General features: G+C 45.9%; 24 protein-coding genes. 13 read left to right on the plus strand and 11 right to left on the minus strand.

Annotation, left to right across the window (positions count from 1 at the left end):
* The first annotated feature begins 269 nt into the window (after positions 1-269).
* The 4 genes from dinG to OM978_RS14525 are packed head-to-tail and all read left to right on the plus strand — an operon-like array spanning position 270 to position 4,622.
* Positions 270-2,321 (plus strand): ATP-dependent DNA helicase DinG, encoded by a 2,052-nt coding sequence (dinG, locus tag OM978_RS14510; protein ID WP_264342936.1) that lies wholly within the window; start codon positions 270-272, stop codon positions 2,319-2,321.
* Positions 2,322-2,323: 2 nt separating this feature from the next.
* Positions 2,324-3,103, plus strand: coding sequence for a sulfite exporter TauE/SafE family protein (locus OM978_RS14515; protein WP_264342937.1), 780 nt, complete (start codon positions 2,324-2,326; stop codon positions 3,101-3,103).
* Positions 3,100-3,690 carry a primosomal replication protein gene (gene priC, locus OM978_RS14520; protein WP_264342938.1) on the plus strand — a complete coding sequence of 197 codons (591 nt, stop codon included), beginning with the start codon at positions 3,100-3,102 and terminating at the stop codon, positions 3,688-3,690. The genes OM978_RS14515 and priC overlap by 4 nt, the downstream gene beginning before the upstream one ends.
* On the plus strand, positions 3,663-4,622 hold the full coding sequence (locus OM978_RS14525; protein ID WP_264342939.1) for a histone deacetylase: 960 nt from the start codon (positions 3,663-3,665) through the stop codon (positions 4,620-4,622). Before priC ends, OM978_RS14525 begins: the two co-directional genes overlap by 28 nt.
* A gap of 57 nt (positions 4,623-4,679) precedes the next feature.
* Here OM978_RS14525 and OM978_RS14530 read toward each other — a convergent pair whose 3' ends face one another.
* Positions 4,680-5,783 carry a tryptophan 2,3-dioxygenase gene (locus tag OM978_RS14530; RefSeq protein WP_264342941.1) on the minus strand — a complete coding sequence of 368 codons (1,104 nt, stop codon included), beginning with the start codon at positions 5,781-5,783 and terminating at the stop codon, positions 4,680-4,682.
* Positions 5,784-5,956: 173 nt separating this feature from the next.
* Between OM978_RS14530 and OM978_RS14535 the strand changes: the two genes are divergently transcribed.
* The 4 genes from OM978_RS14535 to OM978_RS14550 all read left to right on the plus strand — a co-directional run bounded on the left by OM978_RS14535 (position 5,957) and on the right by OM978_RS14550 (position 8,189).
* The gene (locus OM978_RS14535) at positions 5,957-6,226 is read left to right on the plus strand and encodes a late competence development ComFB family protein (protein WP_264342943.1); all 270 of its coding nucleotides are present in this window, start codon (positions 5,957-5,959) and stop codon (positions 6,224-6,226) included.
* Positions 6,213-6,392: a DUF2496 domain-containing protein gene (locus tag OM978_RS14540; RefSeq protein WP_264342944.1), complete on the plus strand. Its 180-nt coding sequence runs from the start codon at positions 6,213-6,215 to the stop codon at positions 6,390-6,392. The genes OM978_RS14535 and OM978_RS14540 overlap by 14 nt, the downstream gene beginning before the upstream one ends.
* 23 nt (positions 6,393-6,415) lie before the next feature.
* Entirely contained in the window at positions 6,416-7,321 is a 906-nt protein-coding gene (locus OM978_RS14545; protein WP_264342945.1) for a DMT family transporter, read from the plus strand.
* A gap of 82 nt (positions 7,322-7,403) precedes the next feature.
* Positions 7,404-8,189 (plus strand): substrate-binding periplasmic protein, encoded by a 786-nt coding sequence (locus tag OM978_RS14550; protein WP_264342946.1) that lies wholly within the window; start codon positions 7,404-7,406, stop codon positions 8,187-8,189.
* Positions 8,190-8,342: 153 nt separating this feature from the next.
* On the opposite strand, the gene OM978_RS14555 is transcribed toward OM978_RS14550, so the two are convergent.
* From OM978_RS14555 to OM978_RS14565, 3 genes are all read right to left on the minus strand, one after another.
* Positions 8,343-8,852 carry a DUF1993 family protein gene (locus tag OM978_RS14555; RefSeq protein WP_264342947.1) on the minus strand — a complete coding sequence of 170 codons (510 nt, stop codon included), beginning with the start codon at positions 8,850-8,852 and terminating at the stop codon, positions 8,343-8,345.
* 72 nt (positions 8,853-8,924) lie between these two features.
* Positions 8,925-9,368 carry a MarR family winged helix-turn-helix transcriptional regulator gene (locus tag OM978_RS14560; protein ID WP_264342949.1) on the minus strand — a complete coding sequence of 148 codons (444 nt, stop codon included), beginning with the start codon at positions 9,366-9,368 and terminating at the stop codon, positions 8,925-8,927.
* A gap of 69 nt (positions 9,369-9,437) precedes the next feature.
* Positions 9,438-9,827 carry a cytochrome b562 gene (locus tag OM978_RS14565; RefSeq protein ID WP_264342951.1) on the minus strand — a complete coding sequence of 130 codons (390 nt, stop codon included), beginning with the start codon at positions 9,825-9,827 and terminating at the stop codon, positions 9,438-9,440.
* 109 nt (positions 9,828-9,936) lie between these two features.
* On the opposite strand from OM978_RS14565, the gene OM978_RS14570 reads away from it, so the two are divergent.
* The gene (locus tag OM978_RS14570) at positions 9,937-10,725 is read left to right on the plus strand and encodes a PhzF family phenazine biosynthesis protein (RefSeq protein WP_264342952.1); all 789 of its coding nucleotides are present in this window, start codon (positions 9,937-9,939) and stop codon (positions 10,723-10,725) included.
* Positions 10,726-10,783: 58 nt separating this feature from the next.
* Here OM978_RS14570 and OM978_RS14575 read toward each other — a convergent pair whose 3' ends face one another.
* From OM978_RS14575 to OM978_RS14590, 4 genes are all read right to left on the minus strand, one after another.
* Positions 10,784-11,497 (minus strand): DUF445 domain-containing protein, encoded by a 714-nt coding sequence (locus OM978_RS14575; protein ID WP_264342953.1) that lies wholly within the window; start codon positions 11,495-11,497, stop codon positions 10,784-10,786.
* A gap of 124 nt (positions 11,498-11,621) precedes the next feature.
* Positions 11,622-13,592 carry a methyl-accepting chemotaxis protein gene (locus OM978_RS14580; protein ID WP_264342954.1) on the minus strand — a complete coding sequence of 657 codons (1,971 nt, stop codon included), beginning with the start codon at positions 13,590-13,592 and terminating at the stop codon, positions 11,622-11,624.
* A 134-nt stretch (positions 13,593-13,726) separates the two neighbouring features.
* On the minus strand, positions 13,727-14,620 hold the full coding sequence (locus OM978_RS14585) for a substrate-binding periplasmic protein (RefSeq protein WP_264342955.1): 894 nt from the start codon (positions 14,618-14,620) through the stop codon (positions 13,727-13,729).
* A 333-nt stretch (positions 14,621-14,953) separates the two neighbouring features.
* The gene (locus tag OM978_RS14590) at positions 14,954-16,399 is read right to left on the minus strand and encodes a PLP-dependent aminotransferase family protein (RefSeq protein WP_264342956.1); all 1,446 of its coding nucleotides are present in this window, start codon (positions 16,397-16,399) and stop codon (positions 14,954-14,956) included.
* Positions 16,400-16,489: 90 nt separating this feature from the next.
* Between OM978_RS14590 and OM978_RS14595 the strand changes: the two genes are divergently transcribed.
* The 3 genes from OM978_RS14595 to OM978_RS14605 all read left to right on the plus strand — a co-directional run bounded on the left by OM978_RS14595 (position 16,490) and on the right by OM978_RS14605 (position 18,880).
* Complete coding sequence (locus tag OM978_RS14595) at positions 16,490-16,885, plus strand: GNAT family N-acetyltransferase (protein WP_264342957.1); 396 nt, start codon at positions 16,490-16,492, stop codon at positions 16,883-16,885.
* A gap of 6 nt (positions 16,886-16,891) precedes the next feature.
* The gene (locus OM978_RS14600) at positions 16,892-17,488 is read left to right on the plus strand and encodes an FMN-binding negative transcriptional regulator (protein ID WP_264342958.1); all 597 of its coding nucleotides are present in this window, start codon (positions 16,892-16,894) and stop codon (positions 17,486-17,488) included.
* Between the two features lie 126 nt (positions 17,489-17,614).
* Positions 17,615-18,880 carry an MDR family MFS transporter gene (locus OM978_RS14605; protein ID WP_264342960.1) on the plus strand — a complete coding sequence of 422 codons (1,266 nt, stop codon included), beginning with the start codon at positions 17,615-17,617 and terminating at the stop codon, positions 18,878-18,880.
* Between the two features lie 51 nt (positions 18,881-18,931).
* Here the strand turns inward: OM978_RS14605 and OM978_RS14610 are convergent, their stop codons facing one another.
* Entirely contained in the window at positions 18,932-19,120 is a 189-nt protein-coding gene (locus OM978_RS14610) for a hypothetical protein (RefSeq protein ID WP_264342961.1), read from the minus strand.
* A gap of 263 nt (positions 19,121-19,383) precedes the next feature.
* On the opposite strand from OM978_RS14610, the gene OM978_RS14615 reads away from it, so the two are divergent.
* Entirely contained in the window at positions 19,384-19,812 is a 429-nt protein-coding gene (locus tag OM978_RS14615; RefSeq protein ID WP_264342963.1) for a hypothetical protein, read from the plus strand.
* Positions 19,813-19,892: 80 nt separating this feature from the next.
* On the opposite strand, the gene OM978_RS14620 is transcribed toward OM978_RS14615, so the two are convergent.
* Positions 19,893-20,765, minus strand: coding sequence for a DUF1080 domain-containing protein (locus tag OM978_RS14620; RefSeq protein ID WP_264342964.1), 873 nt, complete (start codon positions 20,763-20,765; stop codon positions 19,893-19,895).
* Between the two features lie 260 nt (positions 20,766-21,025).
* On the minus strand, positions 21,026-24,265 hold the full coding sequence (locus OM978_RS14625) for a S41 family peptidase (RefSeq protein ID WP_264342965.1): 3,240 nt from the start codon (positions 24,263-24,265) through the stop codon (positions 21,026-21,028).
* Between the last annotated feature and the right edge of the window lie 50 nt (positions 24,266-24,315).

The following is a 24,315-nucleotide window of genomic DNA, read 5'->3' on the forward strand; positions in this document are numbered from 1 at the left end:
TGGGGCTCCGCCTGATACATTTTTAGGTTTTGTTCCTGTTAAGCCCCATAAAAACTGATTTTTCATTCAAATTCTGGTTACTTTTCAATCAAAATCAGTTTCCCCGTTAAATCTTCGGATTTTTTTGTAAACTTTACTCTACAAGCTATAAGTCAATTTTTTTCATTTATTCGTTGTGTAAAGACTGCAACTTCACGGGCAATATCAATATTGCGCTTGGGTTGTAGCTGACTTATTATGAAACCCTGTTTTTTTATCCAGATGTTTTAATGCTTACTGATGCTTTAAAAACCCAAATTCGTGAAATTCACCAGCAGCTAAAAAGCAATCTGACGAATTACCAACCCCGCCCTGGTCAGAATAAAATGGTGGCTGAAATTGCCAATACCCTGGCTGGTAGCTACCACAGCTATGACAGAACACTATTGGTAGAAGCCGGCACTGGCACGGGTAAATCTTTGGCCTATTTAATGGCTGCTATTCCTTTTGCGTTAAAGCAGAAAAAAACATTGGTGATAGCGACAGCGACCGTGGCTTTGCAAGAACAGCTGGTGCAAAAAGATTTACCCTTCTTCCTGAAATACAGCGGTCTTAAATTTGAATTCTGTTTGGTTAAAGGCAGGCAAAGGTATGCCTGTGTCGAAAAAATTCGCCAGCAATTACAACAGCCTGATTTATTACCTCTATTCCAAAGTACGGCGCCAGCTTCTTTATTACAGCAATTGCTTAATAACTGGCAGCAACGCCATTGGCTGGGTGACAGAGACAGCTTAAAAGAGCCAATTGCAGATGAGCATTGGTATACCATAGCTTCTGATCCTGCTCATTGCAGCAAAGCCAACCCTGTACATCATCAATGCCCTTTTCATTTAGCCAGAGCGGAAATAGAAGGCAGCACTGTATTAGTGGTCAATCATGCATTGTTACTGGCTGATTTGGATGCAGGCTCGCAAATACTTCCACAGCCTGCTGATTGTATTTATGTCATAGATGAAGCCCATCATTTACCCGACAGCGGTCGTGATTTCTTTTCAGCCCATGCCCCGCTGAGTTTCCCGGCTCAGTATCTGGAAAAGCTAAAAAAGACCACTCAGCAACTGGCTGGTGTATTGCCGCAGCACGGCGCTATGACCGAAGTATTAAAACTGGATGAGCTGGCAAGCGACTTTTTGAAACAGCTCAAACCTGTGCAACATCAGATTGAACTGAATCAGCAGCACTGGTTTGCCAAAGAGCCGCATTACCGTTTTGCAGATGCCGCACTGCCGGAGACGTTTGCCTCCAATGCAGACCAATTGGCCGAATTGAGTGGCAAAGCGTTATCCGCTATAGAGAAACTGCAACAGTTTTTATCTGAAGCGGCCACTGAACATAAAGTAGCGACTAAGCTGGTATTGCCACTGCAGTTTGAACTCACAGCGATAGAGCATAGATTTGAGCATCAATCGGAACTGTGGCGTTTGTATTCAGTCCCGCAGCAAAAACATGTGAATCAGGCACGCTGGGTGGCTATGGATCAAAAAGAGCTTCAGCAAAGCAGCGCTTATGCCAGCCCTTTGTCGGTGAGTTTTTTACTGGACGATTTATTATTTAGTCAGGCCTTTGCCACCATACTCTGTTCTGCCACCTTAACGACCCTGAATAGTTTTGACTATATCAAACAGGAGTTGGGACTTTCCCAGCACCCGGGTTTGCAAACACTCAAAGTCGACTCACCCTTTGATTACCAAAACAAAGCCAGCCTGCTGTTACCAAAAATGCAGACTGACCCCAGCAGTGATGCCTTTACCGATGAGCTAATAGCAAAACTGCCACAGTACATGGATAAAAAAGCCGGTAATCTGCTGCTGTTTGCGTCTTATTGGCAGATGCAAAAAGTCGTAGAGGCTTTGAGAGCTAACGGCTGGTCTTTTTTAGTGCAGGGCGAAGCGTCCCGTCAGTCGTTGTTAGAACTTCATGCTATGAAGGTACAAGCAGGCGAAGGCAGTATTTTATGTGGTACCCAGAGTTTTTCTGAAGGTTTGGATTTACCCGGTGCTTTGCTGACGAATCTGGTGATCACTAAATTGCCTTTTGCCGTGCCCTCTTCGCCTCTGGAAGAAGCTTTATCTGAAGCTATTACCAAACGCGGTGGAAATCCGTTTTTGCAAATGACAGTGCCAGCCACAGCACGAAAACTGGTGCAGGCCTGTGGTAGACTGCTGCGTCAGGAAATGGATCATGGCCGAATTGTGATTTTAGACAGACGCTTAGTGACCAAAACTTACGGCAAGGCCATGCTCAAAGCTTTGCCTCCCTTTTCACAAACTATTGAAGAGTAAAGATGGAATTAGGTTTAGACCTCTGGGTAGTCGCCGCTTTATGTGCTGTCGCTTTAGTCGCAGGTTTTATTGATGCAGTGGCTGGGGGCGGAGGTTTATTGACAGTCCCAGCACTACTGACCGCAGGTTTACCGCCACATCTGGTGTTAGGCACCAATAAACTGGCCGCCACTTTTGGTTCCATTACCGCTTCAGTTACTTATTACAGACGCCAACTTTTCGACCCTGCGTTTTGGCGCACAGCGCTGATATTCACTGCTATTGGTGCCATTTGTGGCACTTTAGTGGTGGATTTAATCAGCAAAGAATGGCTGGAACGTATTATTCCATTTTTTATCGTCATCGCTGCCTTATATAGCCTGGTGGTAAAAATGCAGCCAGACGATCAATTGACCTTACCAGAGCAAACGCCTAAACATTTCTGGCAGCAAAGAGCTCAGGGTTTTACTTTAGGTTTTTACGATGGACTAGCAGGCCCCGGCACAGGTTCGTTTTGGATGGTGTCGACCATGGCACTATATAAAATCAATCTGCTGTTAACCAGCGGCGTAGCGCGTTCGATGAACTGCGTCAGTAATATCTTTGCATTAGTCACCTTTGCCTGGCTCGGACATATTTATTGGGCTTTGGGTTTAGCCATGGGCGCTTGTTTAATGCTCGGCTCCTATTTTGGTGCCCGTTCAGCCATTCGTTTTGGCAGTAAGTTTATCCGGCCGATATTTTTAACTATGGTGCTAGCTATTACCATCCGCTTGTTATGGCAAGCCTGGAGCAATGGATGAAAGACTTATTGGCTGCTTTGGAGCAACAACTCAAACAGCTGACTCAACAAGCCAAAGTGATTGACGGTAAACAAAGCAGTTGGCAACAAAAAGCCTGGTTTGATAGTGACTTATTTCAATCCCATTCGCCTTTTTTAACCGACTATGTGCTGGAAGCTGAAGCCATGCTTAAACGCCTGAAAGCAAGCACAGAACAGCGTACCAGTTCAGCTCAGGCATTAGCGGCTAAACTCAGCGCCCAAATTCAGGCGTTAAGCCGCGCTTTTCAAACCAAAGACTTACGTTATTTACCCGGCAAAGGAAAAAAACGCCCCACTTCACCTAATGCTTCAGAACAAGCTCAGGCTATGGTTGGGCAATTACGCCGATCTACTCAGGAGTTGTATCAACAGCTCTCTGAATACCAGGGCTTTGAAAGGCGTTTGCTGGATATGCTGGAGCTGGAGCAGCGCCAGTTGTCCGGTGGTTCAGCGGATACCAGTGCCGACAGAGTACTGGCTATTCATGCCCGTTTAGGTCGTTGTCGCAAAGCCTTAAGCGAATTAGAGGTAGAAATTCAGTGGTCAGAACAAAACCGCCGGGGCTGATCTATCACCCTATTTACAGTCAGCTCGAACTGCCCTTTAAACACCGTTATCCGATAGGTAAATATCAGGCTTTGTATCAGGCCTTGTTAGAGCTGGGTGTGCCGGCTGATCAATTCACTTCATCTCAAATCGCCAGCGTTGAACAGTTATTGTCAGTACATCAGGCTTTTTATACTGAACAGCTAATCTCCGGTCAGCTTGATAGCAAGGCTATGCGCCGTATAGGTTTTCCCTGGTCTGAACAATTAGTGACCCGCTCTTTAACTTCGGTTGGTGGCACAGTGCAAACGGTTCAGCTTGCACTACAGCAAGGTTTAGCTTTGCATTTGAGTGGCGGTTATCACCATGCTTTTGCCGGCGAAGGTAGTGGATTTTGTTTATTTAATGATTTAGCTGTAGCCGCACGCTATGCCTTAACTCAAGGCGTAGACAAGGTGCTGATTTTTGATTGTGATGTACATCAGGGCGATGGCACTGCCGCTATTTTTTCTGATGAGCCCGCTATTATTACCGCCTCTTTGCATGGCGAAAAGAATTTTCCATCCCGCAAACAGCAGTCTAGTTGGGATTTAGGTTTGCCCACAGCCTGCACCGACGACGAGTATCTGGCCGCAGTAAAACAAAGTCTGGATTATTTGTTACGCATTCATCAGCCGGATTTAGTGATTTACGATGCGGGTATCGACATTCATCAGCAGGACGATTTAGGGCTTTTGCATATCAGCACAGCGGGAGTGGCAGAACGGGACTGGTATGTACTCAACGAATGTCATAAGAGAAACATTCCGGTAGCAGCTGTGATAGGCGGAGGTTATCAGCGTGACCTATCCGCTTTAACCCAAATCCATCTACAGCTGTTTTACGCTGCCTTTCAAATCAGCGGTTTGTCCTTACCAAATACAAACCGCTGGTTTCATGCCCTTGGGGCTTGAAATAAATGCATTGTATTTCGATTAAAGACGGGCGGGTACAAGACCCGCCCCTACAATTTAAATCTGCTGGGAACCAGCGAAATAAAACCCCAGCTGTTTACGCACCGCCAAAGGCAGGTCAGGTAAATCCGATTTTGGCAGTAAGAAAGTAGCCATATGGAATAAGTCGGTAAAAATACGGTTTTTCTCAGTAGTGCGTTTTAAATAATCATGGCCTGAAGAACCGCCGGTGCCAATCTTGGTTCCGAGCATACGCTGTACCATCATGGCGTGTTTGTAGCGCCAAATCGTCATATTTTCATCGATTTCAGTCAGGCAGGTTAATACCTGAAATGGCAGGTTAAACACAGGTTCTTCCTGATACAAGGTAATAAACAAAGCGGCTAACATAGCGCGCTGGCTTAAGCGGAAACTACCCTGTTGTTGCAGTTCAGCGTATTTGTCTTTATCCAGCAAAGCGGCAAACTTGGCTCTGGTATTGATGATTTCTTTCAGCTGCATTTCGCGTTCATGTTCAGCAATCTGCTCTATGGACAGCACTGTGCTTTCATCTTCGTTCAGCATTTTTTCTGTCGCACTTTGATACATCTGCCAGAAGCTGAAATCGCCAAATTGTAAAAATGGCATACGCTCCAGCCACTTTTCCACTTGTTCAAATAAACTTGGCTGAGTTTCCAGCCCTTCTAAAAAGATCCGGTCTTTTTCATTTAAGCGGCTGTAAAAAGAATTCTTATCAAAGTCAATGCGGTATTCGCTTTTTAGACCCAGGCCAATTTCCAGCATTTTAAATTGCACGCTCTGAAAACCAGAAGCCGGCACTAAATAGTCGCGAAACGACATAAAATCCTGAGGAGTCATGGTTTCCATCACGCCAATTTGTTGGTTCATCAGCTGCTGAATGGTAATAACCCGCTTCAGTTTATGCACCACACCCGTCAGTTGCTGATCTTTGACTTCATCTGCGGCAAACACAGCAAGCACAGCTTTGAGTTCATGCAGTACTTGTTTAAACCACAATTCGTACACCTGATGCACCACAATAAATAAGGTTTCATCATGGGCTTCGTTGGCATACTTTGCACTTTCAGGCGCCTGGGCAGTTAAAATTTTGTCCAGTTGCAGGTAGTCACCGTAGTAACAAGGGGTTGTATTCTTTTGCATTTTTTAATCTTAGGCCACAGCCTGTTGTTTTGACCGCGCCATTCTATCAGCACGACCTGAAGTTAACATCTGCTGGTAGCGTTTTATAACTGAACTGATTATGCTTAGGCTCAGTTTAAGTAACCTATTAAGAGCGGTCGGGGCATAAAGCTCAGGCACACAAGGAGTAACAGATGAAGTTAGATGACGATATCCATAACTATTACGAAAAACTTCTGCTGGACCATTTAGTTGAGTTACGTCTGGATGATGAATACGACACCGAATATCTGGCCGATTTGTGCTGCATAGTGCTCAATCAGTTGCCACCTAAATATATTCGTTATGAAGTAGATATGGCATTTTACCTGCCTCAGACCGAACGTTTTGAAATGGTGATGAAAGTACGTGAAGCTGTTACGAAAGCCAAAGGTTTCTTAGACACTCAACGTGACAAAAACTAAAGCTCCGGTTTTATCTGATGCCCCCCTTGAGGTGCAGTTGGCTGTGGAACTGATCCTGTTGCTGGAGCAACAGGATTTGCCCGCGGAAGCAGTGTTGGCAGCCCTGGCTATAGTACAACGCGATTTCCAGAAAAAACTGACAACTTTTGCTTCGCAAGCCAATTAAATCCCCATATATCCTGAGGCATTATGCTGACCCATTCCATTACCTTGTATCTTGCCACTGTATTGATTTGGGGCTCGACTTTTTATGCTATTAAATTCCAACTCGGCGATGTGCCGGAAATGTGGTCTATCGCCTATCGTTTTGGTCTGGCGGCTTTGTTACTTTGGCTCTGGTGTCTGTGGCGCAAACTGCCACTGACATTTAGTCGTCGCCAGCATGGCTGGATGGCACTGCAAGGCCTGTTTTTATTTTGCTTAAATTACCTGCTGATTTATCTGGCCACCTCTGATTTAACCAGTGGCCTGATTGCTGTGGTGTTTTCCAGCATAGTATTGATGAACATCCTCAACGGAGCTTTGTTTTTTGGCCGTCCCATTGAAATCAAAACCCTGCTGGGTGCTTTATTGGGCATCCTGGGTATAGCTTTTGTATTCTGGCCAGAACTGGCAGGATTGGAGAGCAACGGCTCGGCATTTTGGGGTTTAGTGCTGAGTATTGCCGGCACTTATATCGCCTCCCTTGGCAATATGCTGTCGTCCAAAAACCAGCAACAGCAGTTGCCTGTAATTCAGAGCAATGTGTTTGGTATGACCTATGGTGCAGGGATGATGGCGATGCTGGCCTTAGTACAAGGCATCATGCCAGTGTTTGATAGCAGTGTTAGTTTTAATCTGTCTTTGTTGTACTTGTCATTATTTGGCTCAGTGCTGGCCTTTGGCGCTTACCTGACGTTGGTTGGTCGTATTGGTCCAGCCAAAGCTGCTTACACCATGGTGTTATTCCCTATTGTCGCTTTAGGGATATCCACAGTGTTTGAAAATTATCACTGGAGCTGGTCAGCACTTATTGGTGTTTGTATCGTCGCTTTGGGTAATTTAATTATTTTATTACCGGCAGAGAAACTTAAGCGTCTTGTAAGGCTTTCTTAAACGGTAACAGTACTTTGTGTTGTCAGCGCTATTAAATCTGGCTATACCTAAGGCAGTGTTTCTTTATCAGAGAACGCAAAACATGCGATGGATTGTTAGTCTTTTTTTCTTCTGTGTCAGTTTTGCGCTTCAAAGCCAAAGCTTGCGGATCATCACTGTGGTCGAGCCTCCGGCCGCCTATCTGGATAGTCATGGCCAACTGACAGGTTTTTCTGTCGAAGTGGTACAGGCCATTCAACGTAGTCTGGATGACAAAACTGTAATTGAAGTGCTGCCTGAAGCCCGCGCTATTCATATTGCCCGCACAGAGCCGAATGTGATTTTGTTCAGTTTTTCCAGAACACCAAAAAGAGAAGACGAGTTTTATTGGCTTGGTCAGTTGAGTGTCAAAGCCTGGTCTGTTTATGCGCTAAGCTCAAATCCTGTGCAAATTCGGTCACTGGAAGAACTACGCAAGGTGAAGGCTATAGGTGTGGTACGGGGAGATATACGCGAAGAATGGCTGCTTGAACAAGGTTTTAGTAACTTACATCCTTCTGTAAATCATCAGCAAAACATCCACAGGTTACGCTCTGGCCGGTTGGATTTGATAGCTTATGAAAGTCAGGGTATTCAGCATTTATTATGGGAAGAAGGGTTGCAGACATCAGATGTGAAATCTGTTTTTAACTTAAAAACTTCCGATGTATATTTGCTGATGTCCAAATCCGGTACTGATCCAAAACTAATGCAAAGCTGGAGGACTGCGGCTGAAAAATTCAGACGTAGTGGCCAACAACAGTTTATTGCTGAAAAATGGCAGATGATTTTAAAGCACTATCACAATATCAACACACAAGCTGTTGAGGGTATTTTGTATTTCGAATAACCGCATCCCCGTCGTACTTGAAGCTGCAGCTTTGTTGACTTCACGCCTTCGCCCCAGTCACATAGATGAACTATGCTCCTGGGGTCTCAGTCACTTGTCGCCTCCCTGCAACATCAATTACTTAGGGTATGTAAAACTATATTGAGTTCACAATTACATTTGACCCATATAGTCTTTTTTACCTACTTCCACACCGTTGTGACGCAGCAAGGCGTAACTGGTGGTGACGTGGAAATAAAACTGTGGCAAACCATACTGGGCTAAATACTGCGAGCCAGTAAAACGTTTTTCTTTTGGAGTGCCAGGGCGTAATACAATTTCTTTGTCTGCAGCATTGGCAAATTGCTCTGCAGTTAAGGTGTCCAGAAAAGCCAGGGTTTTATCCAGACGTTGCTGCAGCTCGGCAAAAGTCTGTTCGTTGTCTTCATAACCCGGAACATCCACACCAGCTAAACGAGCCGACACACTTTTGGCAAAATCAGCAGCAATTTGCACCTGACGCGCCAGTGGAAACATATCTGGGTATAAACGCGATTGCAGTAGCACAGCATCAGCCAGTTCTTTCTGTTGGCTGAATTTTTCAGCTTTGGCTAACAAGTCTTTTAAGCTAGTAAGAAACTGTTTAAATACCGGAACTGACGCGCTGTAAAAAGATAAACTCATGCTCTTTGCCTCATTCAAGCCATCTTGCCCTTTGCAAGAATCTGCTCTTTGAAATGGGGATGCGTAAGAGGATTACAAGGCTTCGAGCTGCTGAAACAATAAATCACAGCTGTGTTTTAACTGCAGTAACTGCTCTAAAGGCAAACCTGACTGCTGAAAAATCGCCATCGGAATATGGCTGGCCTGAGTTTTTAATGCCTTGCCTTGTTCAGTCAGTCGAATTTGCACCACACGCTCATCCTGCGCACTGCGGGTGCGACTGACTAAGCCTTTGCTTTCCAGCCGTTTTAATAAAGGAGTTAAAGTGCCGGAATCCAGATACAGCTTTTCCCCCAACTCTTTAACGTTGACTTCAGGCTGTTGCCACAACACCAGCATCGCCAGATACTGAGGATAGGTTAAATCCAAAGGTTCCAGCAGCAGCCGATAACTGCGTACCAGCTTGTGGCTAGCGCTGTACAATGAAAAACACAGCTGCTTTTCCAGTACTAAATAATCTTCGTTGTCTGCACTCATAGCTTTGCCGGACTCAATTGAATTGTGTGCAATATACTTGAGTTTATCTTTAAAATCGAGCCTGTGGATTTAACCAAAAATCAGTTGCCAGAAGCTTGGCTTGCGGTGTTTATGGTATTTTTTTCTCAGTTCATCCATGTTCACCAGTTGTTGTTGTGCACCAGCTAAGTCATTTTTCTCTAGCAACAATTGAGTTTTATCGACCTCAACGGCCAGTTCTTTTAATCCTTGCTGATACAGCTCAGCTTTTTCAGGCTGAAATTTACCTTGCTGCGCTTGTTGCAACTGTCCCTCAAAACTAGCTAAGGCAGCTGTCATTTGCTCAACGGACTGAGCTTCATTCGCTTGCTTAAAACTCAGCGCCATCTGCTTCATGGTTTTTTCCATATCCACATCATTTGCCGACACCGAAGTGCAGACCAACAAACTACTTAGCAGCACAGACATTACAACTTTCATCAGAAATCCTCTTAAAAATTCAGGCCTATTATAAGCAAGTTCAGCCCTTGTGCTGTGCATTTCTGAGCTATGATGCTGCAACTTAAGGTCAGACAGAGGAAAAACACCGATGAGACTGCCGATCTATCAGGTCGATGCTTTTACCGATCAGCTTTTTAAAGGCAACTATGCCGCTGTGGTCCCTTTGCCACACGCCATCAGTGGCGAGTTGATGCAACAGATAGCGACAGAAAACAACCTGTCAGAAACCGCTTTTGTGTTGGAGCTTGGGAAGGATCATTATCAGATCCGCTGGTTTTCTCCTGTCACTGAAATTGATTTTTGTGGTCACGCCACCTTAGCCGCAGCTTTTGTATTATTTGACCAAAGCGATAGGTCAGAACTTCGCTTTACGACTTTAGAAGTCGGTGACTTAGTCGTCAGTAAACAAGCGAATGATTGGATCCAAATGGATTTTCCAAAACGCCCGGCCAGTCCTATCACAGCACCAGAAGCATTACTTGCAGGACTATCCATAGAGCCAACTTTGCTGCTTAGAAGCGCTCAGGCTTATTTTGCGATTTACGATAATGAGCAACAGGTAAAACAGTTAACGACAGAGAGCGAGCAGCTAAAAAAGCTGGCACCTTATGATGTAGTGGCAACAGCACCTGGCACAAGCTATGACTTTGTTTCCCGTTATTTCTGGCCAGCCAATGGCGGAGATGAAGACCCGGTGACAGGTTCAATTCACGCAGGTTTAGTACCGTACTGGGCAGAGCACTTGGGGAAAAACCAGTTGATGGCGTATCAGGCATCCAGCCGTGGTGGCGTATTACGCTGTGAATTAACAGAGGACAGAGTACTGGTGTCGGGTCAGGCGAAGTTGTACCTGCAGGGTGAAATTTACCTGCCGTAAGCACTTTGATACTACATAGAAACAGCAGGACAGACGATCTGTCCTGCAGATCTTCGCTTTAAATAGCTGGCAAAATACTGCTTGCTAAGCCTATCAGAGCACCAAACACACCACCCCACACCACCAGCCAACCTAAATGCTGACGGATCATCTGTTGCACTATGTCTTTCACCATCTCTGGGGTCAGCTCGGCTAAACGACCTTCGACTACTGCAGCAATTTTAGGTTGCAGCAGATCAATAGTATCCCCCTGATGTAGCTGATTTTTAATTTGCTGTTGTATTTCTGGGCTATCGGCAAGCTCTACTAAAGAACGGCTCAGGTTTTCAATAAAAGGCTCTTTCAGCGGCACTAACATTTGAGCTCCACCAAACATCGCCAGCATGCCACCCAAAGACGATTTTTGTACTGTCTCAAGCAAGGCATCAAAGGCAGGTGATAAGTCGATCGCTTCAATCACCGGAGCCAGTTTTAAACCTACAGCGTCTTGCTCATGTTGCTCAGCAAGCAAACGTTGCAGGTTTTCTTTACTGAAGAACTGCCCCATGATCAGATCATAAATACCTTGTTTAAATTCACTAAACCGCGCTGGAATAACACCTGAGCCATAGAGCAAAGGCACTTTTTCAAACAGCATATGAATAGCCAGCCAGTTGGTCACGGCGCCGGAAAAAGCAAACAAGCCCATAGCCCACAACCAGGGGATTGCGAAAAACCAGCCACAGGCCATCACAATCAAAGACAACAGATTGGTCAAAAGACTTTTATTCATCAGAACTCCAAACAAATAGCGGAAATGGCGGCGATTGTAATCAGTGTACAGGAGAACAACAAGAGAGCAGATGACAAAGCCCTTCGCTCTGCAGTTTTAGCTGCAGAGACCGTAGAAGCATGACTTACACCTGAAAAGCAGCGGCCATTTGCTGTAATGAACTGGCCAGTTTAGCTTGCTCAGACACAGTAGCAGACAGTTGCCGGCCCCCTTCAGCCGCCTGCTCTGTCTGATCGCTGATGTGTTGCACACTCAGTGCAATTTGCTCTGCAACTGTGGCTTGTTCCTCAACAGAAGCGCTGATTTGAATCGCCATGGCGCGGATTTGTTCAATAGACTGGAATATACCAGACACCGCCTGACTGACTAATTCGCTTTGTTCCAGGCTCGAGCTGGCAAGTTGTTCGCTTTGTTGCATAGAGCTTGTGACAGCTGACATATCCAGTTGAAACTGGCTGACCATGCCCTGAATTTCAGCGGTAGATTGTTGAGTGCGCTGTGCTAAAGAGCGAACTTCATCGGCTACTACAGCAAAACCCCGGCCTTGATCGCCAGCCCTGGCAGCTTCAATGGCTGCGTTTAACGCCAGTAAGTTGGTTTGCTCAGCAATAGCACGGATCACAGACACCACTTCATTAATTTTCTGGCTACTTTGATTCAGTTGATTCACCTGAACGGCAACATGATTGAGCGTACTGACCACCTGAACCACGGCCTGATGGCTTTGGCCTACCCGTTCATTCACATTGGCTGTTAGTTGATGAGTATCTTCTGCCGCAGCTGAGCTCTGATGAACATGAGAGGCCACATCTTTCACCGATACACTCAGTTCTTCAACAGCACTGGCCACTGTTAAGGTTTCTTCGTTTTGTTTGTGTAAAGCATCCGAATTGTGATCCACAGTAGCTGCTGTTTGCTCAGCCACGGCAGAAAGTTGAACACTGGCATGTAGCAGTTGATCCACAGTACCGCGAAACTGCTGCAGCATCTGATTTAATGCCAACGCAATCTGACTGAATTCATCACTGCCCCATTGTGGCGCCGTCACCCTTAAGTCTTTTTGTTGTGCTGATTGCTGCATAACCTGCACTAGCGTATTCACTTGCATCACCAAACCCCTGATCACTTGCCAGGCTAAAAAGATCACTGCAATCAGCACCAGCAGATTTAGCACCACTAACCATAAAAAGCTCTGATAACTGTGCTGATAACTCTGTTTGGCTAACTGTAAAATTTGTTCTGTCAGTTGCTGTTCCATCAGTTTTAACTGATTAATGCGGTTGCTGGACAATTCAAACCATTGCTTAGGCATTGCAATAAGCTGTTGCTGCATGGCCTGTTGGCGGATAGCCAGCATTTCACTGAATTTTGGTTGCTGGTCTTTCAGCCACTGCTTTTGTTCGTCTGTGGCAAACTGCTGAAATTGTGAAAAGAACAGCTGCTGCTGTGCAATATTGCTCAGATACGAAATATAAGTTTCCGCAGTAAAACTGCCTTTGGTCAAAGCAGCATTGAGTTGGGCCCGTTCCAGTCCTGCCCGTTCTTTCGCTTCACTCCAACTGTAAAGCGAGTTCAGTGGACCATTTAGCTGCATATCCGTATTAAACTTCAATACAGACTGCGCTATAGATAGCAGTTGTTGATTTAACTCACTGTAATACCGGATCATTACTGCTGCGGTCAGGCTCTTACTGCTGACCTCGGCACGGCTTTGTGATAACCCACCCAGCTTGGTTTCAATATTCTGCAGCAGAGCCAATTGCTCAGCACTTTGGAAACTTTGCTGGCCTTGTTTTAACTGCTGTAAAAACAACTGAAGTTGCTGATCCACTAAACTACGCTGCTGACTAAGTTCCGCCGGTAAATCTAAAGTCTGACTATTCAGGAAACCAGCGCTTAACCCCCGCTCCTTTTGCAGCTCATGCACCAGATCGACAGCTTTGACCAGTACAGTCATTTGTTCCGTGACGGCATTACTTTGACGGGTTTGTTGGTAACGATCGATAGCCTGCTGGCTGACAAACCAGAGTAGCAATATAAATAGCGGCAACACTAACACCAACAACCTGAATTGGATTTTTAGACTCAGCAACATTATGTATCTCCCTTTTGCTCATTATTCCTTTGCTTTCCACTGCACTATTCCGCCAAAACAAGGATTTATTGTTCTTAATCAAAGTATTACCTGACCGAAAACTAAGTATAGTCAGCTGTTTTCAATTCTGTGTTTCATCTTGAAGGTTTTTGTTTCATCTGCAACAGCTCCAGCCAGAAATCAGGTTTTCCCTGTTGATGTAAAGCGGGCAAAACAGGATTATGAAGTTTAAGTACAACAGACTGGCTGTAACGATGGGGTTCAAAGACGTGACGGGTCACCGGATGTTGCTGCATAAATGCAAGCAACTCTCCTGAGTCATGCATAGTTTTTAGCCCTTGTTCCAGGCGTCTGGCAAGAGTTTCGTCGTCCGGATTAACATAAAAATGTACAGGTAAAGAGTAATACAGCAGCACTGAGGTAAAAAAACTTAGTCCCTGATAGTCCGGCTGCAGATTGGCGAGCTCAGCATCACCTTCTATCACACTGCGAGGGAAATAATCACAACGGCCCTTGTGCAGCATATCCAGTATCGAATCAAACTTTTGCACTGTATGAACTTTAAGCCCTGCATATTGCAACACCTGAACATCAGGCCATTTCTCTCCCTGACAAGCGGTAAATTGGCGTAAGTCGTTGACAGTTTTTACCTGTTGAAACTGCTGCAACTGACTGTTTTTAATGATCATACCGCGTAAACCAAGACCCCCATACAAAATAGTGGCAGGGACAAGCCGCAGATGCTGTTCTATTTCTGTGGTCGGGGTTAACCAGTGCACATCAATGCGATTTTTCTTCAGCATCAGTTTCCACAAAGACCCTGACGCAGGCACAGGTTCAAATACCAAATGCGCAGGACCATAGTCAGCTGCTGTCTTTTGTAGCACCAGATCAAGTAAATCAAAGTAATACGAAGTGCTGGCTTCCAGCCTGGATTGTGGCGTGGCCACATGAATTGCGGTGCTGGCGCTTACGCTGAATAAGCAGGCAAGACTAAATAAACTAAAACAAAGCAGTAATGAACGCATCGGATAATCCCCGGAGAACCATCCTTGAAATCATCAGTCCGTCAGTAATTAACTACATTCAAATTTATCATTTTTATCATTTACCCGCAAGTCAGCATTTGATCTAATGTTTTATCAGATTCATATTTAACTTAGCTTGGGATCACAGCAATACTCTCCAGTAACAATACAATGGCCCCTGTCAGAACAACGATGAGCCCAAGCCATTGCCGGGTGGTTTTAATCAGTCGGTGTGGTGTTTTTTGCGATTTAGGTTCTATCATCAGGTTTGAACAGAGGTCAGTGAAAACAACTCAGATGATAATAATTCCTATTTGCAAGTTAGGCAATATTTTATGCTTCATTACCCTTTTTAAATAACTGCAATAGCTGCGCAATTAACTGTACACCCAATAGCAGTTGCTGCTCTGTGGTATTGGCTAAACCTATCACCAAACCAGTACGCTTTTCTCCTGAAAACACATAACGGCTTAACGGCTGCACTCTGTAGCCTTGCTTTAACAATTCTGCCGTCAGTTGTTGATCAGCTAATTCATAAGGAAACTCAATGCTGATATGCAAACCAGCATAACGGGCATGTAACTTCGCTTCTGGTAAAAACTCTGCAATAAGCTGCAGGCAATACTGCTGTTTGTGCTGATACAGCTGCCTCATCTTGCGTAAATGCCGGCCAAAATGGCCCTCCAACATAAAATCTGCTGTGACCGCCTGAGGCAATAAAGCCACATCGCCGTAAACAGCCTGCAATAAAGCGGCGGCTTTTAGCATCCACTGTTTTGGCAGCACCAGATAGCCCAAACGCAGAGCCGGAAACAAGGTTTTGCTAAAGGACCCAACGTAAATCACACCCTGCCCTTGTGCTAACCCCTGCAAACTGGCAATCGGCCTGTGTTTAAACTGAAACTCGCTGTCGTAATCATCTTCTACCAAAATACAGTGTTGCTGCCGTGCCCATTCCAATAAATGCAGCCGCTCCGTCAGCGGCATAATGCCCCCCATAGGGTATTGATGGGCAGGGGTTACAAACAAAGCTTTACAACCTTTCAGTTGATTGAGCGCTGAAATCGCAAGGCCATGATCTGAACTGGCATCAATATAATGGATCTCTGCTTCTGCAAGCTGTAAGGCCTGGCGCAAACGTGGATAACCCGGCGATTCCATAGCCACTTTGTCACCGGCTTTACTGGCCAGCTTTGCCGCGATAAATAACGCAGCCTGAGCTCCGGGAGTGATCAGAATACAGTCTTCATCACAGACCACCTGACGCGACTGGCGTAAATAGTCTTTCAGCGCTAAACGCAGTGGCATATACCCCATAGCATCGGCCATACCAGCCAAAGCGGCTCTACCACTATGGCGCTGAGTCAGCTTTTGCCACAACACAAAAGGAAAGGCGGATAAATCTGGCACGCCAGTTTGCAGCAGTCCCGAAGCTGGTCCGGATTTTAGGCTAATGTCATAGTCAAACAGCACCATTTCTGTTTGAGCAGCAACTGTAGTCTCTGTACTGGCCTGAAAAAACTGATCAGGGGCTGTGGCTATAATCTGATAACCCCGTCCCTGCTGCCCTAGCAGATAACCTTCAGCCACCAACTGCTGCAATACCTGATTCACTGTATTGCGGCTCAGTCCCAAATCTGCCGCCAACTGCCTGCTGGACGGCAATAACGCGTCAGTTGGCCATTGTGCAGTTAATAGCTTTTCACGCAGCGCCTGATACAGCTGCTGTTGCAAAGTGCCCTGACCGGACAGAAAAAAACTTCCAAGTTCAATACGCAAACTGGATCTCTCACTTTGACAAAACTGGCACTTTATATAGAACCAGTTTAACGATAAAACAGCAGCAGACACAAGCACTGAGGAGTGTATATGCTGAGTTATCAAGTGGAATCCGGATTTGATTTAGAAGAAATGCTGGCTTTGTATAAAGCCTCAGGCATAAACAGACCCATAGAAGACAAAAGCCGGATGGCGACGATACTCGCCAGCGCCAATTTGCTGGTCACAGCACGGCAAAATGGCAAGCTGGTGGGCCTGGCGCGCTGCATGACAGACAAAGCCTGGGTGGTGTATATTTGCGATTTGCTGGTGGATAAAAACCTGCAACAACAAGGCATTGGTAAAGAGTTACTGCATCAGGTGCAGCAGATCACTGGCCCTGAAGTGCAGCAGTTATTACACAGCGCTGAAAGTGCAATGGGCTACTACCCTAAAGTGGGTTATCAGTTATGCCACAATGCCTTTGTGGTCAAAAGAGAACGCTAAACAACTATGTATTTACCTAAATATTTTCAAAGCGAAGATCCAGAGCAGATCCGTGCTTTTTTGCAGCAGAATTATTTCGGTTTACTGTTAAGCAACAGCCCGGATTTGTTTTACACCCCTTTGCCATTTTTGTTTGACTGGCAAGAAGGCCAATTGAATGCACACTGCCATATAGCCCGCAACAATCCGCAGTTAAAGCAGCTCAATGAACAGCAGGTACAAATTGTCATTATGGGACCTCACGCTTTTGTCGCAGGCGACTGTTACGGCGAAAAGCAGGCCGTTTCAACCTGGAACTACAGTCTGGTTGAGCTCAAAGGCACGGCATTTACGCTGAACAACGAGCAAACTCTGGCCTTAGCGCGCAGGCAGGAGAGCTTTTCTGCGCCTGATATGCAGCAGTCTGCCGACTATCAGCAAAAGCTGGTCAATGGGATCTGTGGGGTTCGGATAGAAATCAGTAGTTGGCTTGGTAAAATGAAGCTGTCACAAAATAAACCAGAGGCCCAACGACAAAAAGTAGGAGACTACTTGCAGTCGACAGAACAACCGCAAAAAGTCTGGCAACTGATGCAACAGCTAGGCCTTTATCAGAGCAATTAAAACAGCTTTTTAAGCAACTTTTTAAGCAACTATGCGTTTCCCAAAACCCACTAATTTTTTATAAAACTCAGACGCTTAGTTTGAGTTTTTCATATAGGATAGTTACTGGTTTTGGGAGTGGTGGTGATGTCCGAGCTGGTCAGTTGGTCCCGTATAAAAAATTTACCCGGCCCGGCTTGGGTATTGTTGCTGGGCAACTTTTTTGTCCGTGGCAGCTATTTTATGGTCTGGCCTTTTATCTCTGTATTGCTCTACCAAAAGTTTAAGCTCAGTGCGACCGAAATAGGCCTCTGGTTAACCAGTGCAGCTTTGCTTGCGGTAGTGCTTGGCTTTTATGCAGGTTATTTATCTGACCGCTTTGGCCGTTATCCGTTATTGCTGGCAGCAGCCGTACTGGGCACCTTTGCCTTTAGCTGCTTCGCTTTAGTCCAAAGCAAAGAAGGTTTTATTTGCTGTATTTTCTTATCTACTTTGCCACGGGCCTTGTGGGATGCGCCCAGCAAAGCCTGGCTGGGTGACTCTTTACCAGACCCCAAAGATCGTGAACTGGCGTTGCAAGGCTTGTACTTTATGGTCAATGCCGGAGCGGCTATTGGCCCTTTATTAGGCCTATCCGCCGGTCTGACAGGTAATCCACTGACCTTTTTTATTACCGCTTTGTCTTATTTTGCTTTAGGTGTAGCCGTATTATTTTTCCGCCAAAAACCTGCACAGTCATTGCAAAGCTATAACCCGATGCGGTTTGGCCAAACTCTGTTTTTATTAAAAAAAGACCAACTGTTTTTACTAGTGATTGTGGCCAATATTTTGGTGACTTTTATCTATGCCCACTGCGACTCCAGCCTTATTCAATACCTGACAAGAGCAGAAGTTCCAGAATTGGTGGCACTGATATCAGCGATGATTATTCTGAACTCGACCGTGATAGTGTTATTCCAGTTCCCATTGCTGCGTCTGATGGCAAGCTGGCCTGTGGTATCCCGTATTTATGTTGGGTTGTTGTTACTGGCGGTATCACAACTTGGTTTTGCGCTGAATCCACCAGAATGGTTTTGGGGCTGGATAGCGGCCGTATTTGTATTAAGTCTTGGCGAAGCTATTTTATTTGCCAATATGAATGTGCATTTGGATCAATTGGCTCCAGCCTCTTTACGTGGCAGCTACTTTGGCGCCGCCAGCTTGTATGCCATAGGCTATTCGTTGTCACCCGTATTAGGGGGCGTGATCTTAGACTTATGGGGAGGCCCCGCACTTTTTGCCATAAGTTTTAGCTTATGTCTGGCGGTATTTATCAGCTATCAATACAGCAACAAGCTTAAACGACCCGACTTTATTCAGCTCGAGCAGGAATGGCAAGACCAGGCAAAACAAGGGACAGTCGCGGGTTCATAGTTATCCCTTGTTCCGCCTGAGCACTAACAGATAAGCATCGTGCTTTTAAAATCAGTTGTAACCCAGTTCAGCACAATGATCGGTTGTAGGATCAAAGCGTTTTGCTTTGACTGGTTCACAGTCATCGTCACGCCAGATTAAGCTCAGCGCCCTGCGTTCTTGCTGGGTTAAATCGTCGTTTCTGTTACTGGCGCTGTATCCAAAGGGTTGCGCACTTTGCTGTTGTTTGATTGCACTCATAAGATGCACTCCTGTCTTCTTTTGGTTGACACTGCCGGGTAAGATTCGGACTTCCCAACAGCAGGCGAATTTGAAGCTTAACCCGCTAAATATGAGCGCTAGCTGAACTGAGTGCTTATTTTTCAACCAACCAGCATTAGTCTGATCTCCACCCAAAATGCTTTTAAGCAGCAGTAAGCTGCCATTCAGTTAATAAAGTTAAACTGCCGCCTTTACGTCGCCGGATAACATCCGGTGTAGGTTTTAAAAGAGGGATCACAACAATGAAAATTAAATTAACTCTGGCCATATTCGTATTGGCAAGCACAGTGGCAACAAGCTTTGCTCAAGCAGGTGAATTTGTCCCAGCCGCAGGTTTTGGTTCTCAGTACGGCGATTTAGGCGGTAAGTTTATGTACCGTGAAGATAATATGGCCGTTTATGTCGGGGCTGGTGTAGGTGGTGCTGCTATAGGTTTTCATGTAGCACCATCGGCAAGAAGCCAGCATGTATTTGGTGCTCAGTATGCGTCTGCATCCGATGTATTTGATGGTGATGGCTTAATTTTGGCGACTTACGATTATCACTTTAGCGGTTTTAGTGGCCGTGGCTGGACTTTAGGCGGTGGTTTAGGCACTGCCGATTACGATGGTGGCCGTCGTGATGGCGAAAGTAAAACTGTTGCGGTCTTTAACGCCGGTTATAAATTCTGATTTCTTGTTCGACTAGCACACTCGTCACACAAGTTTAATTCAGATCAAAGGCAGCCATTTGGCTGCCTTTCTTTATACCACTATAAAAACAACCTGGTGTATTCAGCAGGCATCTGCTGCAAAGCTTTGATTTTCACATCTTTATAAAAGACTTCAGCCGCTTCACTTTGCAGCTGAATTTTACCTTCTATCAAAGGCTTGGTTTGCCCCTCGGGCGTCACATAGCGGGAGTTCTTAAGCACCATCACCACATGACCGTTGACTATATGCAGGCTCTGGCCTTCAAAGCTAATGAGCTCTACTGTATTCCACTGTCCTGCTGGTTTTTCATGATTGTCTTTACGCAGCACAAATCCCTGCAGCTCTTCCCCTTTGCCTACCTTGAGAAATGGCTGAGTTTCATCAGCTACAGCATTCATAATTGACTCAGGCATAAAAGCTCGGATATCAATAGCCGAACCTGCTTGTTGCCAGTAGTCGCCGTTATGACCTTCCATGATCTGGAATTCCTGCGACATCATCCAGGAGCGGAAATACTCCTGACCATGTTCGCCAATAGCGTGATACAAAATGCCGCTGTCTTTGAGTTTATTCAGCCGAGGTGGCCACTTTTTATCGCCCCAGCGAAATTGCAATTTTAAGTGGTAGTTTTTGTAGGAATTTTTACTGGTGACAGCACCATAGATTTCACCGCTGACCCGAAGTACAGCTTCGTTGTTTTCTTGCTGCATCGTAAAAACTTTGTATTTGTCATTGCCTGTATTTAGGCCAATTGGCGCTATCGGCTTACCCTGTTCGTCTTTTGGCACTGAACCATCATAAGACTCTTTATGTTTATAACTTAAGTAGGTATCCCACTGACTCAGATTTTTATCCAGCAGAGGCTGCCAGTCGGCTGCCAGCGCTGAATAACTACAAAAGGCGATAGAAAAACACAGCAGTTTAAGTTTCATTGCTTTTATCCAATAATGAATGATTTCAATTGGATACCAGTTTAAATCAGAATTGTAAAGCGCTTACATTGGAATGTAGGAGTAAAGCATATTACGTTTTTTCGTAACCTGCTCTCTCCCCCATTTTGAGTTTATACCCAAGTAACTTGGAATTGCAGGGAGGCGACAAGAGCGTGAGACACCAGGAGCATAGTTTACCTATGTGACTGGGGCGAGAGCACGCTGCCAACAAAGCTGCATCTTCAAGTACGACGGGTATATTACCAGTTCAGCCTTTGTGCGTCTTTGGCTATCCCAGGTTTTAAAGGTTCGGCTTTCAGTTGTGGCACTGCTTTTTCCTGCAGCTGTTTTTGCAACAGGCTGATGGCATAAGATAACTGTGCGTCCTGACCGCTAAAACTGGCGTATGGCAGATTATCGACCAGCACGTCCGGACTGACTCCACGGCCTTCGATGATCCAGCGCCCTTCTTTATCAAACTGTGCGGTTTCAGCCACACGAGCCACGCCCATATCAGCTAATAAATTACGACCAGATAACCAGACTCCGGCACCAGCGGTTTGCTGTCCTACAACTGGGCCTAAACCTAAGCTTTTCACACCAGCAGCAAAGGTTTCGCCATCTGAATAAGTCAGTGGGTCGGTCAATACCACCAACTGGCCACGGAAGCTTTGCTGCATATTGCCATAAGCTTTGCCCTGAGTGGGTTGCCAGAAGGCCCAAACCCGGCGTAACAGTTTTTCAATCACCCAGCTGTCGATATTGCCGCCTCTGTTACGGCGAACATCAATAATCAAACCGGGTTTATCTACGTTGGCATAGAACTCACGGGCAAAGTTGCTGATGTCATTTGGCGTCATGGCATACAAATGCAAGTAGCCCAGTTGTTGTTTGCCCTGCATCTCTACCTGATGCTTTTTCTGCTGCACCCAGTGCTGATATCTTAACGATTGCTCTTGCTGCGGACTAACAGGCACAACCACTTTTTTAAAGGCTTTGCCATCCCGTTCTAACTGTAACAGCACTTGCTGGCCTTGTTGTTGCTGTAAACCCTGGTGTAAATCCAGTACTGAAGCCACAGCTTTGCCGTTGACCACCAGCAAGATATCGCCCACTTTAAGCTCTGCTCCTGCGCTATTCAGTGGACTGGCTAAAGAAGGTAAATCCGGGTCTGTCTGATAAATAGTCTGCAACACCAGTTTGCCATTGCGGCTGATAAATTCTCCGCCCAGGCTGGCTGCCTTGCTGCTTTCACTGGCTTTGGCATAATCGCCACCCCGTACTTGCGAGTGCAATACAGACAACTCGCCAATCAACTGCGCCAGCAAATCATCCAGCTCAAATCTGTCTGTCACTCTGTCGAGCAACGGCTGATAGCGTCTTTTGGTGCTGCCCCAGTCCACACCACGCATGGCAGGGTCAAATAAAAATTCACGGTGCATCAGCCAGGCGTCATGGAACATTTGTTGCCATTCAGCTTTGGGTGTCACTGTCAGGCTTATTTTATCAATAGCCCAGGGCTCAGCCTCTTCCCCTTCCGGCGCTTTGGCTGTGGCAGAACCTAAGAAAAATCTATACTTGCCAGGTTCAGTTTCATACTGCAAATACAGCGACTTGCCATCAGCACTGCTTTGCAAGTGACGAACCTTGCCAGCAAAACTCAATAACTTTTTATTCTCTGGCTCAATTTTTAATGCCCGTACAGCAGCTGCGTCGCCACTGTATTCAAATTCCTGCAAATACAAGTAATCGGCTCCGGCCTGCAGCTTTTGATAATTACCAGCTGCCACAGGCACTTGCCATAACTGACCAGGTAAATCACTAAGTGCAGTCGCTTTGCTTTGCCCTTCCAGGCCAGCTGTCAGTTCAGTTTCGGCAGCAAAAGGAAATTGAGCTGAGCTATCCAGCGCATAGGCAAAGATCTGCGCTCTTTTATCAAAAGCCGGTCCCATATTGCGATCGCCCCATGGGCCACCTGGGGTTGGTTTTAATTCGCGCTCAGACAAAAAATACAACCAGTCACCATCAGGGTGAAATGCCGGGCTAAACGAATTGTATTTATCTGTAGTGAGCAATTTGGCTTGTTGCTCTTTCACTGAATACAGGCCAATTTGCTGACGGCCTACGCCATCTTTTTCTGTGGTAAAAGCCAGCAAGCTGCTGTTTTTATTCCAGCTCAGGTCGCTATAAGGGCTTAAACCAGAACCACTTTTATACACCAGCTGATTACTGCCGCTTTTGACATCCAATACCCATAACTGGCCTTGTTTATCATCATGCGCCAGATAACGCCCATCTGGTGATAAGGTTAAATTCCAGCGAAAACCGCGGCCGTCTTTCGTCAGCTGTTTACCTTGATCTGAACCATCAGCAGCGTATTGCCAAATTTCAGGCTCGCCGGACTGGTCAGAAATTAAATACACCCATTTACCATCCTGACTGACCACAGCGCTGCGGGCACGGGCCGTTTCAGGTACCGCCAGTTCGACAATACGTTGAGGAGCACGGGACAATACCTGCACTTTGCTGCGAAGCGTCAAAGCCAGTTTTTCTTTAGAGAATCCAACGGAGCTGGAGGTTAGGTACTTCAGAGGTTCGCTTAATAAACGCTGACGCTGTTGGGGTGAGTCTGTGACTAAAACAGGGGCTTGAGTGCTGCTTTGGCCTGAGGCTAAATCCAGTAATTTGATATCAGCGCCTGACTGGTAAATCACTTTACCTTGATCGATTCGGGCAGAGCGCACAGCAAAATCCTGCACAGTGCTTAGCTCTTTCAGTTGAGTCGATACAGGATCGTAGGACCATAAATTCGCATTGCCGCCAGCATCACTCACCAACACCAGTTGGCCTTGCCAGATCATAGGGTTGCGCAAAGATCCCTGATGGTCTGCTAATAAACGTTCTGCTTCAAGCTCTGAACCCAGTTTCCAGCGCCATAACTGACCTTTAGCGCCGCCCTGATACTGACGGGCATTGTCACCAGTTAACTGCAAACCATAACGGATAAAATAGACATAGCCGTTTTGTTCATCCAGCACAGCTTCCACGGCATCCAAAAGCGGTAAAGTTTCAGTGTGTTGAGTTTCCAGATCCAGCAACTTCAGCACCCAGCTGTTCACAGGCCCTGTCATTGCATCAGTGCTGTACAGCAATTTGCCGTCCAGACTCCAGCCCTGCAGTTTCACTTTGGCATTTAAGGCTGTTAAACGTTTAGGAGCACCGCCCGCTAAAGCTAAATAATAAATATCCGGGGTATCGTCATAAGCCGCCACATAAACCACAGCTTTGCCGTCAGGCGTAAACAATGCCTGAGTTTCCTCAGCAGCATGAGTGGTCAAACGTTTGGCTTCACTGCCATTAACGGAGCTTAGCCATAAATCACCTTCGGCAGTAAAGACCAGTTGGTTCTGCTGTATCGAAGGTGAGCGGTAATATGCAGCATCAGCATAACTGCTGGCAAAAAGAGCAGCAGTCAGACAAGCGACTAAAGTGAGTTTCATGGTAGCCCCGGATGTTTTTTCTTTTACTATCGTTTTTATCTGTTTTTACA

The sequence above is a fragment of the Rheinheimera sp. MM224 genome (assembly GCF_947090785.1).
Taxonomy (GTDB): Bacteria; Pseudomonadota; Gammaproteobacteria; order Enterobacterales; family Alteromonadaceae; genus Pararheinheimera.

Bases quoted from the DNA above. Each gene is read 5' to 3' on its own strand.
- dinG (WP_264342936.1), top strand. From the start codon at position 270: ATGCTTACTGATGCTTTAAAAACCCAAATTCGTGAAATTCACCAGCAG.
- OM978_RS14515 (WP_264342937.1), top strand. From the start codon at position 2,324: ATGGAATTAGGTTTAGACCTCTGGGTAGTCGCCGCTTTATGTGCTGTC.
- priC (WP_264342938.1), top strand. From the start codon at position 3,100: ATGAAAGACTTATTGGCTGCTTTGGAGCAACAACTCAAACAGCTGACT.
- OM978_RS14530 (WP_264342941.1), bottom strand. From the start codon at position 5,783: ATGCAAAAGAATACAACCCCTTGTTACTACGGTGACTACCTGCAACTG.
- OM978_RS14535 (WP_264342943.1), top strand. From the start codon at position 5,957: ATGAAGTTAGATGACGATATCCATAACTATTACGAAAAACTTCTGCTG.
- OM978_RS14545 (WP_264342945.1), top strand. From the start codon at position 6,416: ATGCTGACCCATTCCATTACCTTGTATCTTGCCACTGTATTGATTTGG.
- OM978_RS14550 (WP_264342946.1), top strand. From the start codon at position 7,404: ATGCGATGGATTGTTAGTCTTTTTTTCTTCTGTGTCAGTTTTGCGCTT.
- OM978_RS14555 (WP_264342947.1), bottom strand. From the start codon at position 8,852: ATGAGTTTATCTTTTTACAGCGCGTCAGTTCCGGTATTTAAACAGTTT.
- OM978_RS14560 (WP_264342949.1), bottom strand. From the start codon at position 9,368: ATGAGTGCAGACAACGAAGATTATTTAGTACTGGAAAAGCAGCTGTGT.
- OM978_RS14565 (WP_264342951.1), bottom strand. From the start codon at position 9,827: ATGAAAGTTGTAATGTCTGTGCTGCTAAGTAGTTTGTTGGTCTGCACT.
- OM978_RS14570 (WP_264342952.1), top strand. From the start codon at position 9,937: ATGAGACTGCCGATCTATCAGGTCGATGCTTTTACCGATCAGCTTTTT.
- OM978_RS14575 (WP_264342953.1), bottom strand. From the start codon at position 11,497: ATGAATAAAAGTCTTTTGACCAATCTGTTGTCTTTGATTGTGATGGCC.
- OM978_RS14580 (WP_264342954.1), bottom strand. From the start codon at position 13,592: ATGTTGCTGAGTCTAAAAATCCAATTCAGGTTGTTGGTGTTAGTGTTG.
- OM978_RS14585 (WP_264342955.1), bottom strand. From the start codon at position 14,620: ATGCGTTCATTACTGCTTTGTTTTAGTTTATTTAGTCTTGCCTGCTTA.
- OM978_RS14595 (WP_264342957.1), top strand. From the start codon at position 16,490: ATGCTGAGTTATCAAGTGGAATCCGGATTTGATTTAGAAGAAATGCTG.
- OM978_RS14600 (WP_264342958.1), top strand. From the start codon at position 16,892: ATGTATTTACCTAAATATTTTCAAAGCGAAGATCCAGAGCAGATCCGT.
- OM978_RS14605 (WP_264342960.1), top strand. From the start codon at position 17,615: ATGTCCGAGCTGGTCAGTTGGTCCCGTATAAAAAATTTACCCGGCCCG.
- OM978_RS14610 (WP_264342961.1), bottom strand. From the start codon at position 19,120: ATGAGTGCAATCAAACAACAGCAAAGTGCGCAACCCTTTGGATACAGC.
- OM978_RS14615 (WP_264342963.1), top strand. From the start codon at position 19,384: ATGAAAATTAAATTAACTCTGGCCATATTCGTATTGGCAAGCACAGTG.
- OM978_RS14620 (WP_264342964.1), bottom strand. From the start codon at position 20,765: ATGAAACTTAAACTGCTGTGTTTTTCTATCGCCTTTTGTAGTTATTCA.
- OM978_RS14625 (WP_264342965.1), bottom strand. From the start codon at position 24,265: ATGAAACTCACTTTAGTCGCTTGTCTGACTGCTGCTCTTTTTGCCAGC.